The organism is Mycobacterium sp. (assembly GCF_046330795.1).
Classification (GTDB): domain Bacteria; phylum Actinomycetota; class Actinomycetes; order Mycobacteriales; family Mycobacteriaceae; genus Mycobacterium.
In genome coordinates, this window is record NZ_JAXLSA010000001.1 from 234,057 (window position 1) to 250,822 (window position 16,766).

Below are 16,766 nucleotides of genomic sequence, written 5' to 3' on the forward strand. Positions count from 1 at the left end.
TGCATGCGTGCGCTGATCATCGTCGACGTGCAGAACGATTTCTGCGAGGGCGGCTCCCTGGCCGTCGCCGGCGGGGCGGCCGTGGCCCGGGCGATCAGCGACCGGCTCGCGGGGGAGCATGGCTACGACCATGTGGTCGCCACCAAGGACTTCCATATCGACCCGGGCGCGCACTTCTCCGACCATCCGGATTTCGCCTCGTCCTGGCCGCGGCACTGCGTGGCGACGACGGCCGGCGCGGAGTTCCACCCCGACCTGGACACCCAGGCCGTCGAGGCCGTCTTCCGCAAGGGCGCCCACGCCGCGGCCTACAGCGGGTTCGAGGGCGCCGACGACACCGAGACGCCCCTGGCCTCGTGGCTGCGCACCCACGACGTGGACGCCGTGGACGTGGTGGGCATCGCGACCGACTACTGCGTGCGGGCCACGGCGGCCGACGCGGTCGCCAACGGATTCACCACCCGGGTACTGCTCGACCTGACCGCGGGGGTGGCCCCCGAATCCATCGAGGAAGCGCTGGCCGCGCTGCGCGCCGCCGGGGTCGAACTCGTCGCCGGACCTGGGAACGCGCGCTGAGTACCGCCACGGAATTCCTTGCCGCAGCCGAACTCTCGCTGGATGCGGCCGGCCGGCGCGACCGCGCCGAATGGCTCGGGCTGTTCGCCCACGACGGCCGGGTGGAGGATCCGGTGGGGTCCACCCCGCACGTCGGCCACGTCCAGATCGGCCGGTTCTACGACACGTTCATCGGGCCCCGGGAGATCACCTTCGACTCCCGCGCGGATTTCGTCGCGGGGTCGACGGTGGTGCGGGATCTGACGCTGAACGTCCGGATGAGCGCGGCCGTCGCCATGCAGATCCCGGCGGTGCTGGTCTACCGGCTGACCGACACCGCCGAGGGGCTGAAAATCGCTTCGCTGCAAGCCTATTGGGAACTCGCGCCGATGATGGTGCAGTTCGCCAGGCAGGGCGTGCCCGCGATGAGCGCCGGCCTGACGCTCTCGCGGGCGCTGCTGGCCAACCAGGGCGCCGACGGTGCGTTCGGGTTCGCCCGCGGGCTGCGCCGGCCCGGACGCCGGGCGCGGGCCAAGGTCGACGATCTGCTCGCCGCGCTGTCCGGCGGCGACGAGCTGTCGACCCGCCGGATCCTCGGTCACGGCGCCAAGGTGGACGTCGATCTCGGGCTGCTGGACCAACGGTTGCGCGGTGCTCACACCAGCAAGATCCTGGCGGCCGGCCACTCGATCACGGTGTCGCTGACCGCCGGCCGATCGGAGCCGCGCGGGGTGCTCATCTTCGACTTCGCCGACGACGAGACGTTCCGCGCGGTGCGCTTCTTCGCCTGATTTCCCGGATCAGTTCAGATGTCGCGCTTGCGGCGGTAGAGCGTCCCGACCGCCAGCAGGATCAGGCTGACCAGCAGAATGGCCGTGGCCAGCACGTCGATCTGCGGCGGTACGGCGGCCTTGACCGCCGCGTTGACGAACAACGGATACGTCACCGTCGAGCCGCTGACGAAGTACGTGATGATGAAGTCGTCGAGGGACAGCGCGAAGGACAGCATTCCGGCGGCGACGATGCCTGGAACGATCAGCGGCAGGGTCACCTTGAAGAACGTCCGGGCCGGTCCGGCGCCCAGGTCCAGCGACGCGTCCTCGAGCGTCCAGTCGAAGCCGCGAACCCGGGCGCGCACGGTCATCGCGATGAAACTGATCTGGAATGCCACGTGCGCGATGATGATCGTGGCGAACCCGGTGGCCCAGCCCAGGTCGAGGAACAGCGTCAGCAGCGAGGCACCCATCACCACCTCGGGCGCGGTCAACGGCAGCACCAGGAACGTCTCGACGGTCTTGCTGCCCCGGAATCGTTGCCGCACAAGGGCGATCGCCAGCAGGGTGCCGAGCACCAGTGCGATCGCCGTCGAGACCGCGGCCACCGTCAGGCTCATCTGCAGTGCCTTGGTCAGGGCCGGGTACTTGAACGGATTGAGCCAGTTCTCCAGGGTGAAGCCCTGCCACGTGTAGTTGAACTTGCCGGCCGGCTTGTTGAAGGAGAACAGTACGATCACGAAGATCGGCAGGAAGATATAGAGCATCACCAGACCGGCGACGATGCGTAGCGCCAGATCGCCGAATCGCCCGTTGCCTCGGAAACCCCAGGACCCGCGCAGCCCGCGCCGCGCGGCCCCAGCCTTCTCCAGGGACTCCGCCACCGCGGCCGGCGCCGTCATACCAGGTCCTCCGTGCCCAGGGCGCGGGCGTACGACAGCACGCCCACCAGGATCATCGCCATCAGCACGAAACTGAGCGCCGCGGCGGCCGGATAGTCCTTGACCACCAGGAACTGTTTCTGGATGACGTTGCCGATCATCGTGGTCTGCGTGCTGCCCAGGTAGTCGGCGTTGATGAAATCACCCACGGCCGGGATGAACACGAGCATGGAACCGGCGATCACACCCGGCAGCGACAGTGGCAGGATCACCTTCCGGAACGCCCGGAACGCCGAGCTGTACAGATCCTTGGATGCCTCGATCAGCCGCGGGTCGATCTTCTCCAGGCTCACGTAGAGCGGCAGGATCATGAACGTCATCGAGTTGTAGACCAGGCCGCCGATGACCGCCCACGGGGTGGACAGCAGCCGGCCGTCGACCAGTCCCAGCGTGTCCAGCAGCCGCACGAAGAAGCCGTCGTCGGCGAAGATCGTCTTCCACGCCAGGGTGCGCACCAGGAACGTCACGAAGAACGGCAGCACCACGAGACCGAGCAGGAGGTTCTTGTAGCGACCCGATTTGAATGCGATGACGTAGGCCAGGGGATAGGACAGCAACAGCGAGATCACGGTTGCCGCAAGGGCATACACCAGTGACCGGACGATCTGCTCGTGGTACAGCGTGAACGCCTGCCCGTAGTTGCCGAAGTCCCACGCGAAGGTCAGCTTCGGCAGGTACACCGAGCCGCCCATGGTGGACAGCGACGTACGGAACAGCGAGATGAACGGCACCACGAAGAAGATCGCGAGATAGGCCAGCCCGGGCAGGATCATCAGGTACGGCGCGATCCTGCTCCGCTGGCGACTGCTGCTGGCTACCCCTGCCATCGGCGCTCAGCTGCCGGTGACGGCGGCGTATGCGGCGTTGAACGCCTGCGTGTCCTCGTCGGACAGTGCCGGCCAGGTCTTGAGGTTGGCCTTCATCGCGTCGGTCGGGTTGATCAGTGGGTTGGCCGCCAGCTTCTTGTCGATCTTGTCGAGTTCCTCGGTCATGTCCGAGAGAACGGGCACGTACTGGGTGAATGCGACCAGCTTGGCGTAGTTGGGCCGGTCGTAGACGTAGTCGATCCACGCTTCGGCGGCATGCTGGTTCTGCGTGGTGTACGGGATCACCTGGGTGTCGATGAACCAGTCGCCGCCGGACTCCGGGATGATGAAATCCAGGTCCGGGTTATCGGCCTGCAGCTGCACGATGTCACCCGAATATGCCTGCGCCACAACGATATTGCCGGCTGCCAGATCGTCGGCGTAGTCGTTGCCGGTGAAGCGCCGGATCTGGCCCTTGTCCTTCTGTTCCTTGATCAGGTCGACCGCCTTCTGGACGGTCGCCAGGGTGGGTTGCTCGGGGGAGTTGCCCTGTGAGGACATGATCATGCCCAGGCCGTCCTGGGTGTCCGACAGCAGGCTGACCTTGCCCTTGAAGGCGGGATCCCACAGGTCGTCGATCTTGGTGATCGGCCGGTTGGTGGCCGCCTTGTTATAGGCCAGCCCCACCATGCCCGTCATGTAGGGCGCCGTGTACTTGCGGCCCGGATCGGACGCGTCGTTCAGCAGGTCGGGCCGCAGGTTCTTGCGGTTGGCCACCCGGGTTTCGCTGATCTCGTTGAGCCAGCCGAGTTGCTTGAGCCGCAACGCCATGAACTGGGTGGGCACCACCAGATCGGCGCCGATGTCCTGCTTGCGCGACAACGGCTCCTTGTTCTTGGCGAACCATTCCTCGTTGTCGTTGAAGTCCTCCTTGTAGTCGACCGTCAGGCCCGAGGCGGTCTGGAACCCGGCGACGAAGCCGTCGGCCATGTACAGCGGCCAGTTCGAGATCCGCAGATGGCCGGAGGCCTTGGCGCCGTCGTCCGCGGTGGTTGCCGTGGCCGTCGTGCCGCCACCGCCGGAGTCCTTCGACCCGCAGGCGGCCAGGAACGACGGCCCGAGAACGAGGGCCGCCGCGGCGGCGCCGCCCCGTCCCAGGAATCGGCGCCGGGACGTGCGGTTGGCGCCCAGTCGAGCGGCCAGGAGTTGGGGATCGAATTCGTCGTTGGAGGCCATGCCTGCGCTGCCTTTCGTCGGGGGGATTGGGGATTGGGTGGGCTCGATGCTCCGGGTGGGTCAGGAGTCGTCGAGCATCTCCTCGAGATCCTCGGTGGTGGGGATGTCGGCGGCCGGCAGCACCAGCGACGCCGACGGCGCCCAACTGACGTGCACCTGATCGCCCGGACGCAGCATCGGCAGATCGTCATCGGGCCCGATGTGGGCAACGATCGGGGAATCGTCGGCAGCCGCCAGGCCCAACCGCACCACCGGCCCCTGGAAGGTCAGATCGGTGACGGTGGCGGGGATGACGGCCAGATCGCCGGCCGGGGAGGCTGGGATCTCCATGCTGACACGCACCCGCTCGGGCCGGATCATCAGCGTGGCCTGACCCCCGGGCTCGATCGTGGTGGCGCCCGGTGCGGCCGGCAGTTTGGTTCCCAGCACCTCGACCTCGACCAGATCCTGCCCGCCCGCCCGGCCCGCGCGGCCCGTCTGGCGGCCGTGCCACAGGTTGGCCTGGCCGATGAAGCTGGCGACGAACACGGTCGAGGGCCGGTCGTAGATCTCGGTGGGCGTGCCGATCTGCTCGACGTTCCCGGCGTTCATGACCGCGATGCGGTCACTCATCGTCAGCGCCTCCTCCTGATCGTGGGTGACGTAGACGAACGTGATGCCGAGCTCACGCTGGATGCGCTTGAGCTCGAACTGCATGACGTGGCGCAGTTTGAGGTCCAGCGCACCGAGCGGCTCGTCGAGCAGCAGGGCGCTGGGATAGTTGACCAGGGCGCGGGCCAGGGCCACGCGCTGCTGCTGGCCGCCGGAGAGCTGCGCCGGTTTGCGCAGGGCGAAATCGGTCAGCCGAACGACCTCGAGCAGTTCGTCGACGCTGCGCTTGACCTCCTCTTTTCCCTTCTTCTGGCTGCGGGGCCCGTACGCCACGTTGTCCCACACGCTCATGTGCGGGAACAGGGCGTAGTGCTGGAAGACGGTGTTGACGTTGCGCTTGTGGGGCGGTACTCGCGATACGTCGGTGCCCTCGAGCCGGATGGCGCCGTCGGTCGGCGTCTCGAAACCGGCGATCATCCGCAGCGTCGTGGTCTTGCCGCAGCCCGACGGTCCCAGCATCGAGAAGAACTCGCCGGAACCGATGGAGAAGTCGGCGTCGGCAACCGCGACGTAATCGTCGAACCGCTTGGTGACGTGATCGATCTCGATCACAGGAGCGCCCCCGGGAGGCGCTACTCGGCGTTGCTGCTGTCCTGAGTGGCTGTCTGTGGCCTGCGTGCCGATCTCGGTCAGGACTCGACCTCTCTGCTCGTTTCCCCCGTCCGATAACGATCACCCATCCGTGCGGATGCCGCAACCGATTCCGTCCCCAAAGTTCACTTCGGCGATGGATTCTGTTGTTCAGTCGACGGCCGCGAACCAGATCCGGTCGACGTCGCCGGGACCGGGTTCGGCCGGGCACAGTTCGTCCCGCAGCGCCTGGCCGACCAGTAGGCGCCCGGTGTTGACCAGGTGTGCGCGCATCGCGGCGGCGGCCGCGTCTGGCTGTCCGGCCAGGATGGCGTCGACGACGGGCGTGTGTTCGGCGTCGATGTCGGCGATCGACCGGGTGCGTTCGGCGGTCGAGGCCCCCAGCAGGCGGGTGGCCTCGCGCAGGGCCCTGACGATGTCGCGGGCACGCTGGTTGCCGGCCCACTCCAGGATCAGATCATGCAACCGCAGGTCATGGCGCATGAACTCGTCCTCGCCGCCGGCTTCGGCCGCCGCGCGCATCAGTGCGCGTTCGGCCCGCAGGGCGTTGGCCAGCCCGTCGTGCGCGGCGCCGGCGGCGCGTCGGACCGCGGGCAGTTCCAGGGCCAGGCGGACCGCGAAGATGTCGGCGATGTCGGATGCGCGGGGGAGCCGGATCCGGAATCCCTGACGCGCCTCGAAGGTGATCAGCCCGACCTCCTCGAGGCGCAGCAGTGCCTCGCGGACCGGCGTGCGGGAGACGCCCAGGGACGCGGCGAGTTGGTAGGCCGAATACCGCACCCCGGGCTTCATCCGGCCGTCGTCGATGGCCGCTCGCACGGCGGCGACCGCCTGCTCGACGCGCCGACCGCCGGACGGATCGAGCGGTTCGAGGTCGGGGAGACCCTGCGCCACCGGCGAACTGTAGCATGCCACGTGTGTAGCATGCTACCTGTGAGTGATGCCGACAACCTGCGCCGGCGCCTGCTGCAGGCCGGGCTGGCCGACGTCCGCAGCGACGGCACCACCCGCGCCCTGTACTCGTCGGACGCTTCCCTGTATCGCGTCCCACCGCTGCTGATGGCCGCCCCGCGGGACGCCGATGAGGTGGCCGTCGTGCTCGAGGTCTGCCGGGCCGAGGGCGTTCCGGTCACCGCCCGCGGCGCCGGGACATCGATCGCGGGCAACGCCGTCGGCACCGGCGTGGTGCTGGACTTCAGCCGGCATATGGGCCGGGTGCTCGCGGTGGACCCGGACGCGGCGACGGCCACCGTGCAGCCGGGCGTCGTGCAGGAGGACCTGCAGCGCGCCGCCGCCTTGCACGGCCTGCGGTTCGGACCGGATCCGTCATCGTCGTCGCGCTGCACCATCGGCGGGATGATCGGCAACAACGCGTGCGGGACCCGCGCGCTCGGATACGGCCGGACGAGCGACAACCTGTTGGGGGTCAAGGCCATCACCGGAACCGGGGCGGCGTGGGACGCGCCCGCGGTACGCGACGGTCTGCGCGAGGTCACCCGCGCCGGTCTGGCGACCATCCGGACCGAATTCGGCAGATTCGGCCGGCAGGTTTCCGGTTTCGCGCTGGAGAATCTGTTGCCCGAGAACGGTTTCGGCGCACACCGATTGCTGGCGGGCAGCGAGGGCACGCTGGCGGTCATCACCGAGGCCACCGTGCGGCTGGTCTCCGAACCGGCCCATCGGGTGCTGGTGTTGCTGGGCTATCCGGATATCGCCGCGGCCGGCGATGCGACACCACAGGTGCTGACGTACGGTCCGGTGGCCTGCGAGGGCATCGATTCCCGCATTGTCGACGTGGTGCGCGATCGGCGTGGCCCGGCCGCGGTGCCGCCGCTGCCGCGGGGTGCGGCGTGGCTGTTCGTGGAGCTCACCGGCGATGAGCCGGCCGAGCTATCGTCACGTGCGTCGGCACTCGGAACCGGCTGTGAGGCAGTCGAATCCATGGTAGTGACCGACACCGGCCAGGCGGGTGCACTGTGGCGGATCCGGGCCGACGGCGCCGGGCTGTCCAGCCGCAGCCCGGCGGGCCTGCCGGCGCATGCGGGTTGGGAGGACGCCGCGGTGCCCCCGGACCGGATGGGGGACTATCTGCGTGACTTCGACGCACTGATGACCGAATACGGCCTGACCGGCCTGCCGTACGGTCACTTCGGCGACGGCTGCCTGCACATCCGGATCGACTTTCCCCTGCAGAAGCCCAGCGGGACAACGGTTTTCCGGGAATTCCTGCTGGCCGCCGGGCACCTGGTGGCCGGTTACGGCGGTTCGCTGTCGGGTGAGCATGGCGACGGCCGGGCCCGGGGCGAACTGCTCCCGCTGATGTACTCGCCGGCGGCGCTGGCATTGTTCGCGGCCGTCAAGAATGTGGTCGATCCCGACAACATCCTCAACCCGGGTGTGATCGTCGATCCGCGTCCGCTGGACGCCGATCTGCGTGAGCCGGCCCCGGTGTGGCGCCGGGATCTGGCCTTCGCCTATCACGGCGACGGTGGGAACTTCACCCAGGCGGTGCACCGGTGCACCGGCGTCGGGAAGTGCCGGGCCGATAACACCGCCGCGGGCGGCGTGATGTGCCCGTCGTACCAGGCCACCCGGGAGGAGAAGGATTCGACCCGGGGCCGGGCCCGGGTGCTGCAGGAGATGATCAACGGAACCGCGGTCACCGGCGGGTGGCGTGCTCCGGAGGTGCACGACGCGCTGGATCTGTGCCTGTCCTGCAAGGGATGTCTCTCGGATTGCCCGACCGGAATCGATATGGCGGCCTACAAGGCCGAGGTGCTGTACCAGAGCTACCGGGGCCGGATGCGTCCGGCCGCGCACTACTCGCTGGGCCGGCTGCCGCGCTGGGCGGCCCTGGCCTCCCGGTTGCCGCGGGTGGCCAACGTCGCCACGGGTCTGCCGGGCGTGCGTGCGGCCGGAATGTCGATGGCCGGAGTGGATCCGCGCCGCAGCATTCCGCCGTTCGCGCGCAGGACATTCCGATCCTGGTTCCGCGGTCGTCCGGCGGCCCCCGGCGATCCGGTGCTGCTGTTCGTCGACACCTTCACCAACTACTTCACACCCGACGTCGGGGTGGCCACCGTCCGGGTGCTGGAGGCTGCCGGTTATTCACCCCGGCTGACCGACCGCCAGCAGTGCTGCGGGCTGACCTGGATATCGACCGGGCAACTGGATGCGGCCCGCAAGATCCTGGGCCGCACCGTGACCGCCCTGGCCGGTTCGGTCCCGATCGTCGGCATGGAGCCCTCCTGCACGGCAGTGCTGCGTTCCGATGCCGCCGAGTTGTTGCCGGCGCCGGGTGCGGCGGAGGCCCTGGCGGTCGCCGAGCGCACCCGGACCCTGGCCGAGCTGCTGGTCGAGCGGGGCTGGGAACCGCCCGCCCTGGACGGTACTTCGGTTGTGGCCCAACCGCATTGCCATCATCACGCGGTGATGGGGTGGGGTGCCGACGAGCAACTGCTGCGGTCGGCGGGTGCGACGGTGCAGCGCCTGGGCGGCTGCTGCGGGCTGGCCGGGAACTTCGGCGTCGAGAAGGGGCACTACGAGGTGTCGGTGGCCGTCGCCGATCAGCAGCTGCGTCCCGCGGTGGCCGCCGCGCCGGCCGACACCGAGATCCTGGCCGACGGCTTCTCCTGCCGCACCCAGCTGGCCGATCTGACCGACCGGCGCGGCCGGCACCTGGCCCAGCTGCTGGCCGACGGGCTATGAGATCGCGTCGATGACCCAGGCCGACAACAGCGGGGCGCGTAGGAAAGCGTGGTCGGTCAGCCCGAGCCGACGCAGCAGCATCTGCATGCGCAGGATGCAACAGCCCATCCGGATCATCGAGAACATCTCGTACCACTCCAGGCCCCGCAGCGGCCGACCGATCATCTCTTCGTAGCGTTCGATCACTCGGGCGCGGCTGTCGAAGCCGGGTAGCTCCGGATCAGCCTGCATCCCTTGGGATTCCAGCATCTGCCGCCGGGTGGCCAGCCACCAGCCGAGGTCGGCCTCGGCCGGGCAGACACAGGCCTGCTCCCAGTCGATTACTCCCACGATGGTTCCGGTGTCATCACAGATGGTGTTGGACAACCGGGCATCCCCCCAGCTGACCGCCAGCGGCCCGGCATCAGTGGGCTGGTTGCGTTCCAACCAGCCGAAGGCGCGGATCATCAGCTCGGGTGCATCACTGTCGGTGGCCCAATCGAGATATTCGCGCCACCAACCCAATTCGCCCGCGGTGCCCACTCCCTGGCTGCGTTGCAACCACGGGGCCTCGGCGACGGGAACCCGCTGCAGTGCCGCCAGGGTGTCCAGGAAGCCGTCGTGCAGACGCCGCTGCACCTGCGGCCCGGCGTCGTGCAGCCAGCCCCGGCTGGCGTAGGTCATATCGGAATGCGTGTGACCGGTGATCCGTGGCATCACCATGAATCGGGACCCGATCCACCCGCTGTCGGGCTCGTAGTGGATCGGTGACGGGGTGGCAATGCCATAGCCGTGCAACAGTTCCTGCGTCCTGGTCTGGCCCGCCAGGTCATACTCGTCGAAGATGCCGCCACCGGCCGGCGGAATACGGATGACGTACTCGGATGTCGAGCCGTCCCTGCCGGCGCTGAACACCAACGACTCGCTGGACCAGCCGGAGGCCTTGTTGGCTGCCCGCAGCTCGGACAGTTCGACGTCCGGCTGGCCCAACCGCTCGCCGAACCAGGCGGTGAGCTGGGTGCGGGTCTCGACGAGGTCGCGCTGGGCGAGGGAAATGCCGGCCATGCCGGTTACTTTACGTCAGAACCTCCGTATGTAACATGACCGGCGTGACTGATTCTTCGGCGGCGCCGCACCACGTGGCCTTCGGACCGTTGGATGATCCGCGCCGGCCGCTGGCCGTCCTGGTGCACGGCTTCCCGGACACCCCGCACACCTGGCGGCACCTGGGCCCGCAGCTGGTGGCCGACGGATATCGCGTGGTGGCGCCCTGGCTGCCCGGCTACCTGGACCCGGGCGCCGGCGCCGTGACCGTCGGCACCTACGTCCACCGGATCCTGGAGCTGTACCGGGAACTCGGGGGCGATGAACGGGCGCTGCTGATCGGACACGATTGGGGCGCCAACGCCGGCTACGGCGTGGTGAACCGTGAACCGGCCGCGTTCTCGCGGTTCATCGCCCTGGCAGTGCCCCCGACCGCGGCGCTGGGGGCCGGCCTGTTCAGTTACCCGCAGTTGCGGCGGTCGTTCTACGTCTGGTTCATCCAGCAGGTGGGTCTGGCCGAACCGGCCCTGCTGGCCGAGGGCTTCTGGGAACAGCTGTGGGCCGACTGGTCACCGGGCTACGACGCCCACGACGACCTCGCCGAACTGCGCCGGCACGTCACCGCCGAGACCATCGCCGGTGTGATCAACCCCTACCGGGCCAACTTCCACCCCGAACTCAACGATCCGCGGTTCGCCGACGAGGCCGTCGCCGCGCTCTGCCCGCCGACGGTGCCCACCCTGTATCTGCACGGCGCGGACGACGGCGCGATCGGAGCCGAGCTGCTCACCGACGTCCAAAACCACTTGCCGGCAGCCGGTTCGGCATTCGAATTGGTCGATGGTGCCGGACACTTCCTGCACCTCGAACGTCCCGATGAGGTCGCGGGGCTGATCCGGGCCTGGCTCGCTTAGATCGCGGAGCGCGCCGCGATCCGCTCGGCGCTGACCGTGCTCCTCACGAAACCGACGAACGGGTTAGACCGTCTCGGGCGAATCCGCCCGTTCGTCCGTTTCGGCGTATGTTGGCCTGGCGCGGGTCCAGCCCGGCCGCCAGCCGCAACTCGGCCAGGAAATCTTCCGGACTGCCGGCCTGGACCAGGTAGTGGCACACCGCGATCCGCACCACGGCGGCCGCCGCGATGTCCGAGTTGGAGCCGGGGATCACCCGTGCGATCCGCTCGTGCATGATCGGGAGGACCCGCTTCATCTGACTCAGTACGTGCTCGGGTTCGATGTCCACGATCGATCCCAGGGAATAGGAATCCTGGAAGTCGACGACGAACCGCAGCGCGGCATCCAGTCGCGCGGGGCCGTCCAGTCCGGCCATCGCCTTGGCGATCCCGGCGTCGAAGTTGTCCTGCTCGTACAGGGCGAACGCATTGAGCAGGCCCTCGCGTGACCCGAAGTAGCGGTACAGCGTGGGCCGTGACACCTTGGCCTCCGCGGCGACATCCGAGAGCTGCAGATTGCGATGCCCGCTGCGGGCGAACACGACGTGGGTGGCGTCCAGGATGCGCCGACGCGTCGACGGTTCCAGATCGCCGATCGCCATTCGAGATCACCACCCAATCGAGTCATAGTGCTTTACATGTATAGCCCATAATGTCACACTGGGGCGGTCCGTGTCTTGGGTCGAGCGCGGTAGGAAGAAGGGGCGCGGCGATGACGGATCTGGTGATCCGAAAGATCCCGTGGGAGTTCGACGCCGACGTCCCGTTCCGTTGGCAGCCCGCAAACCCGAACTTCGGAATCTTCTGCAACGCTTTCACATTCATCGCGGTGCCGTTCGAGAAGTACATCATCGCCTCGCTGCGCCAGGCCCAGGACCGGCTCGACCAGGACCCCGCCGTGGCCGCGGAGGCCGAGGCCTTCCTGCGGCAGGAAGCGCAACACGCGGCGGCCCACCGCAAGCACATGCTGGCGCTGATCAAGCGTTACCCGGAGCTCGAAGAGTGTTACCAGGAAACCGTCGCCTCCTACGACCGGCTGTTGGCAGCGCACCCGGTCGAGTATCACGCGGCGTACGTCGCGAACCTGGAGGCGACGTTCACGCCGCTGTTCAAGGTGTTCCTGGACAATCGGCAGTCCATGTTCGATGGTGGCGAGCCACGGGTGGCCGCGCTGATGATGTGGCATTTCGTGGAGGAGATCGAGCACCGCAGTTCGGGATTGATCCTCTACCGCCACCTGTGCCCGAACCCGTTGTACCGCACCAAGCAGTTCCGATCCACGTTCCGCCACACCTCCGAGATCGCCGCCAATATCGCCCGGGCGTTCGACCGGCACATCCCGTTCGAGGACCGCGGCGCATCGGCCGAAGCCCTCATGTCGCCGGCACTGCTGGTCGATGAGCTGAAGTTCCGTGGTCCCGGTGGTGCGGGCCGCCGCGCCCGGGCAGGCGGTGTGCCCACGCTGTTCGAAGCGGTGCCGACGGCCGATCTGACGAAAATGCTCTGGCGGCTGACGCTTTCGCAGCTACCCAACCACGATCCGGCGAATCAGCCGCTGCCGCCCTGGGCCGACACCTGGATGCAGGAGTACGACCGGGGTGCTGACATGACCCGTTTCGTCGGCACGCTGCCGGCCGACCGAGAGGACTGACCGACACGTGCTGTCGACCAACTACGGCGATCTGGTGCCGGAGGACGAGTTGTTGACCCATCAGATCGTCGACACCTTCGCGACCGTGAGCCAATCCGATCCGTCCTGGACCGAGAAGATCTGGACCATCGCGCACGCCAGGGACAACTCGCTGCAACTGGTGCTCGGGGTCGGCAAGTACACCAATCGCGGCGTGTTCGACGGCGCCGCCGGGGTGTGCCGAGGCACCGAACAGTGGACCGTGCGAGCGGGCCGCCGGCTGGCCAGTGATCCGTCGACCGCGGACGTGGGACCCGTGCACTACCGGGTGGTCGAGCCGCTGAAGTCAATTCGCGTCAGCCTGGACCGCAATGAGCACGCGCCCATCGCGTTCGACGTCACCATGACGGGGGATTTCCCCGCGGCACTGGAGGATCCGTGGCCGGATCGCAGTCCCGACGGCTACCGGGTGACGCACAACGTGCTGCGGTATCACCAGGTGGGAACCGCGGAGGGCTGGGTCGAACTGAACGGTGAGCGCACCGAGGTCACCAGTGAGAACTGGATCTCCATCCGGGACCACTCCTGGGGCATTCGGCCCGGTGTGGGCAAGCCGATCCCGGGCCTGCCGCGGCGGGGCCGGCACCGGATCAACCAGATGTTCATGACCTGGCTGCCCATGACGTTGACCCGTCCGGACGGTTCGCGGTACTCGCTGTTCGTGTTCCGCCAGGAGGAGCGCGGCGACGGGTACAGCGAGATCCGTTGCCAGGCCGAGGAACAGAACGACGACGGCACCTGCCGGCGGTTCTCCGACGTCATCCAGGATCTGCATTTCCGGGATGACAACCGGCGGTTCACCGAGGGCACCCTGACGCTGGTGGGTGGCGACGGCACCCAACGACCGCTGCGCCTGACCGCGGCCGGACCCGGTGGATTCCATCTCGGCACCGCCGGATACTACGGCTGGAACGACTGGGTGTACGGCGAGTGGGTGGGCGAGCTGAAGGTCGAGGGCAATCACGTCGCCGACTGTGACAGCCCGGAGAATGCCCGCAAGCTGCATCAGCTGCGCGATCTGCTGGTGCGGGTCGAGGATCCGGTCGGTGGGGGCGTCGGACTGGGCAACCTGGAATCATTCGCGCTCGGTGCCGTACCGGAACTTGGCCTGACAGAGGAGAATTCGTTCCTGTGACCCTGTTGCATCACGCTGGCATCTGTGTCTCCGATATGGCGGAGTCGCTACGCTTCTACGTCGACGGCGTCGGGTTGGAGGTCCTGGTCGACACGGTGCTCCCGGCCGATCTGCACCCGCTGCTGGGTGTGCACACCGCCTCGGTGCGCACGGTGTTCCTGGGCGACCCGGCCAACAGCTACGCCGGCATCGTCGAACTGCTCGATCTCGGGGTGCCGGAACTGGTCTCGGCCCCGGCCCAGTCCGGTCTGCCGGCCCGCGGGGTCTTCCTGCTGTCGGTCCAGGTGGACGTCACGGCCACCCTCGCGCGGCTCGCCGGACTGGGGCTCGGTGGAACGCCGCGCACCCTGCCGACGCCCGACGGGGGACAGGCCGCCACCGTCGTCGACCCGGACGGGGTGATGGTGGAACTGCTGAATCGGGGCCGGCTGTCGCTGATGAAGGACTAGGTCGCGCCGACTTCTGCGTCAGGGTCGTCGCCTGGCCCGGCGAGCAACCAAGGCGCAGAACTCGGCGTGGTCCGACTAGCGCTCCCGCTCGGCCGCCAACGCTGAACGGTTGACCTTCGTGGCGGCGCTGCGTGGGATCGCATCGATGAACTCCACCGTCTTGGGCACCTTGTACCCGGCCAATCGGCCTTTGGCGAAGACGATCACGTCCTGTGCGCTCGGCGGGGTAGTCGGTTCGCTGGGCTCCACGATGGCGTGCACGCGGCGACCCCATTGTTCGTCGGCCAACCCGATCACCACCACATCGGCGATTCCCGGATGGTCGATCAGCGCAGATTCCACCTCGGCCGGAAAGACATTCGCACCGCCCGAGACGATCATGTCGGTGCGCCGGTCGGCAATATAGAGGTAGCCCTCGGCGTCGAGGTGCCCGAGGTCGCCGGCCGAGGTGAAGCCGTCGGCGGTGGTCGGCAATGGGGCGGCGCCGCCGATATAGCGGTATCCGCCCGTCATCGGCGCACGCAGATAGATCTCGCCGAATTCGCCCGGCCCCAGCGGGTTTCCGTGATCGTCGGTGATGCGGATCTCGGTATCGCGGAATCCCCGCCCGACGCTGCCGGGACGCTCGAGCCATTCATCACCGCGCAATGCGGCCAGACCGAGGTTCTCGGTCATCCCATAGGCCATCACCACCTGCTGCGGGCTGAGTAGTTCGAACCAGCGGCGCAGCAGCGTCTGGGGCATGACGGCCGCGCCCTGCAGGATCCACACCACGCTCGACAGGTCGCGGGACTCGACCCCGGGCACATCGGCGATGCGCGCCAGCATGGTCGGGGTGGCGGTGAAATTGGTGATCCGGTGGCGTTCGATGGCGTCCAGCACCTGGCCGGCGTCGAACTTCTCGAGGACGATCAACCGGTCGCCGCCCAGCAGGTAGTTGAGCGTCCCGAAACCGTTGGTGTGGTACATCGGCGCGGGCACCAGGATGATCTGCGGGGTATCGACGGGCGTCCATTGCGCCATGAACGGCTCCGCCTTCTCCACGGTCCACAGCGCCGGCGCGGTGTTGAGGATTATCTTCGGCAGGCCCGTGGAACCCGAGCTGCAGATGCCGTTGACCGCCGGGGACACAATGTCGGGCAGAGCGGAATCGTCTAGCGTCGCCGCCGTCGCGGCCAGTTCGGCGACGTTGTCCTCGGTGAGGACGAACGCCGGGGAGATCACCTCGAGCAGACGCTCCTGCTCCCAATCCGGCAGGTCCCAGCGCATCGGGATCGGTACCGCGCCGATCTTCCAGGTGGCCAGAGCGGCGGCGACGAGCTCTACCGAGTTCGGGACCGACAGTGCGACAAAGGATTCCGGTGTGGCTCCGGAGGACTGCAGGGCCCGGGCCCATTGATTGGCCAGCCGCTCGAGCGCATCCCAGCTCAGTGTCACCTCGCCGCGGTCTCGCCCGATCACCGTCAGCGCCGGGCCCAACGGATCGGTCTCGGCGCGGATGGTGAGTTGGCGGCCGTAGGGCACGCCCTCCTCGGGGTCAGGAGTCACCAGCGCGCCTCCGAACCTCGAGCGGAACCACCGGCGGCCGGGCCGACGGCCCGCGGACCACGGCGTTCAACCGGATCTCCGGCAGATCCACCGCTGGCGCGACGGTGTCCAACCAGGCAACCGCCTCGGCCACATCGTGTGCGGTGATGGCGTACATCTCGAACGGAACATCCTGCAGCATCTCGGTTTCCACCGGCCCCGGGGTGACGATGTTGACATTGATGCCATCCCGGTCGACCTCCAGCGCCAGCGCACGGGCGAACGCATTCATCCCAGCCTTGGCGGCCGAGTAGGCGGTGCGTCCCGGCATCGGCTCGTGGGCGGCCGACGACGACAGGAAGATGAATCGCGATCCGGGCCGCATCAGCGGCAGGGCGGCGTGGGTCACCACGAAGCAGGAATCCAGGTTGGCCGATAGGGTGGTGCGCCACTGCTCGAACGTCTGCTTTCGGGCATACGTCCCGCCCAGCACACCGCCGGCGTGGACCAGGAGGTCGACGTGGCCCAATTCGGCCAGCGCACTGGCGAATCCGACCGGATCGGACGCATCGGCCACCAAGGTGCGCGCACCGATCTCCGCGCCGGCGGCCCGCAACTGCTCCTCCCGGCGGGCCATCAGGACCACGTCGTAGCCGCGTTCGACCAGGGCGGCGCCGCAGGTCTTCCCGATACCGCCACTGCCGCCGACGATCACGGCATTGCGCACGG

General features: G+C 68.1%; 16 protein-coding genes. 7 read left to right on the top strand and 9 right to left on the bottom strand.

Annotated elements, in window-relative coordinates:
• Positions 1-3: 3 nt before the first annotated feature.
• Together pncA and U0R18_RS01175 are read left to right on the top strand one after the other, a co-directional pair.
• Positions 4-576, top strand: coding sequence for a pyrazinamidase PncA (pncA, locus tag U0R18_RS01170; RefSeq protein ID WP_526365118.1), 573 nt, complete (start codon positions 4-6; stop codon positions 574-576).
• Positions 577-614: 38 nt separating this feature from the next.
• Positions 615-1,346: a nuclear transport factor 2 family protein gene (locus U0R18_RS01175; protein WP_526367341.1), complete on the top strand. Its 732-nt coding sequence runs from the start codon at positions 615-617 to the stop codon at positions 1,344-1,346.
• 14 nt (positions 1,347-1,360) lie between these two features.
• Here U0R18_RS01175 and U0R18_RS01180 read toward each other — a convergent pair whose 3' ends face one another.
• From U0R18_RS01180 to U0R18_RS01200, 5 genes are all read right to left on the bottom strand, one after another.
• Positions 1,361-2,230: an ABC transporter permease gene (locus tag U0R18_RS01180; protein ID WP_526365120.1), complete on the bottom strand. Its 870-nt coding sequence runs from the start codon at positions 2,228-2,230 to the stop codon at positions 1,361-1,363.
• Positions 2,227-3,096: an ABC transporter permease gene (locus U0R18_RS01185; RefSeq protein WP_526365122.1), complete on the bottom strand. Its 870-nt coding sequence runs from the start codon at positions 3,094-3,096 to the stop codon at positions 2,227-2,229. Before U0R18_RS01185 ends, U0R18_RS01180 begins: the two co-directional genes overlap by 4 nt.
• 6 nt (positions 3,097-3,102) lie before the next feature.
• Positions 3,103-4,311 carry a polyamine ABC transporter substrate-binding protein gene (locus tag U0R18_RS01190; protein ID WP_526365124.1) on the bottom strand — a complete coding sequence of 403 codons (1,209 nt, stop codon included), beginning with the start codon at positions 4,309-4,311 and terminating at the stop codon, positions 3,103-3,105.
• Between the two features lie 60 nt (positions 4,312-4,371).
• Positions 4,372-5,514, bottom strand: a complete 1,143-nt coding sequence (locus U0R18_RS01195) for an ABC transporter ATP-binding protein (protein WP_526365126.1) — start codon at positions 5,512-5,514, stop codon at positions 4,372-4,374.
• A 189-nt stretch (positions 5,515-5,703) separates the two neighbouring features.
• Positions 5,704-6,447 (bottom strand): GntR family transcriptional regulator, encoded by a 744-nt coding sequence (locus tag U0R18_RS01200; RefSeq protein ID WP_526365128.1) that lies wholly within the window; start codon positions 6,445-6,447, stop codon positions 5,704-5,706.
• A 30-nt stretch (positions 6,448-6,477) separates the two neighbouring features.
• Between U0R18_RS01200 and U0R18_RS01205 the strand changes: the two genes are divergently transcribed.
• Complete coding sequence (locus U0R18_RS01205) at positions 6,478-9,261, top strand: FAD-binding and (Fe-S)-binding domain-containing protein (protein ID WP_526365130.1); 2,784 nt, start codon at positions 6,478-6,480, stop codon at positions 9,259-9,261.
• On the opposite strand, the gene U0R18_RS01210 is transcribed toward U0R18_RS01205, so the two are convergent.
• The gene (locus U0R18_RS01210) at positions 9,256-10,305 is read right to left on the bottom strand and encodes a phosphotransferase family protein (RefSeq protein ID WP_526365132.1); all 1,050 of its coding nucleotides are present in this window, start codon (positions 10,303-10,305) and stop codon (positions 9,256-9,258) included. The two genes, U0R18_RS01205 and U0R18_RS01210, sit on opposite strands and share 6 nt — an antisense overlap.
• Positions 10,306-10,349: 44 nt before the next feature.
• On the opposite strand from U0R18_RS01210, the gene U0R18_RS01215 reads away from it, so the two are divergent.
• On the top strand, positions 10,350-11,198 hold the full coding sequence (locus U0R18_RS01215; protein WP_526365134.1) for an alpha/beta fold hydrolase: 849 nt from the start codon (positions 10,350-10,352) through the stop codon (positions 11,196-11,198).
• A 43-nt stretch (positions 11,199-11,241) separates the two neighbouring features.
• On the opposite strand, the gene U0R18_RS01220 is transcribed toward U0R18_RS01215, so the two are convergent.
• Positions 11,242-11,838: a TetR/AcrR family transcriptional regulator gene (locus U0R18_RS01220; RefSeq protein ID WP_526365136.1), complete on the bottom strand. Its 597-nt coding sequence runs from the start codon at positions 11,836-11,838 to the stop codon at positions 11,242-11,244.
• A 110-nt stretch (positions 11,839-11,948) separates the two neighbouring features.
• Between U0R18_RS01220 and U0R18_RS01225 the strand changes: the two genes are divergently transcribed.
• The 3 genes from U0R18_RS01225 to U0R18_RS01235 are packed head-to-tail and all read left to right on the top strand — an operon-like array spanning position 11,949 to position 14,510.
• Positions 11,949-12,887 (top strand): metal-dependent hydrolase, encoded by a 939-nt coding sequence (locus U0R18_RS01225; protein ID WP_526365138.1) that lies wholly within the window; start codon positions 11,949-11,951, stop codon positions 12,885-12,887.
• Positions 12,888-12,894: 7 nt separating this feature from the next.
• On the top strand, positions 12,895-14,061 hold the full coding sequence (locus U0R18_RS01230) for an Rv3169 family protein (RefSeq protein ID WP_526365140.1): 1,167 nt from the start codon (positions 12,895-12,897) through the stop codon (positions 14,059-14,061).
• A complete protein-coding gene (locus U0R18_RS01235) occupies positions 14,058-14,510 on the top strand; it encodes a VOC family protein (RefSeq protein ID WP_526365142.1) in 453 nt (150 codons plus the stop codon). The genes U0R18_RS01230 and U0R18_RS01235 overlap by 4 nt, the downstream gene beginning before the upstream one ends.
• A gap of 75 nt (positions 14,511-14,585) precedes the next feature.
• Here the strand turns inward: U0R18_RS01235 and U0R18_RS01240 are convergent, their stop codons facing one another.
• Both U0R18_RS01240 and U0R18_RS01245 read right to left on the bottom strand, forming a co-directional pair.
• Positions 14,586-16,058, bottom strand: a complete 1,473-nt coding sequence (locus U0R18_RS01240) for a class I adenylate-forming enzyme family protein (RefSeq protein ID WP_526365144.1) — start codon at positions 16,056-16,058, stop codon at positions 14,586-14,588.
• Complete coding sequence (locus U0R18_RS01245; RefSeq protein ID WP_526367343.1) at positions 16,048-16,764, bottom strand: SDR family NAD(P)-dependent oxidoreductase; 717 nt, start codon at positions 16,762-16,764, stop codon at positions 16,048-16,050. The genes U0R18_RS01240 and U0R18_RS01245 overlap by 11 nt, the downstream gene beginning before the upstream one ends.
• Positions 16,765-16,766 lie beyond the last annotated feature (2 nt).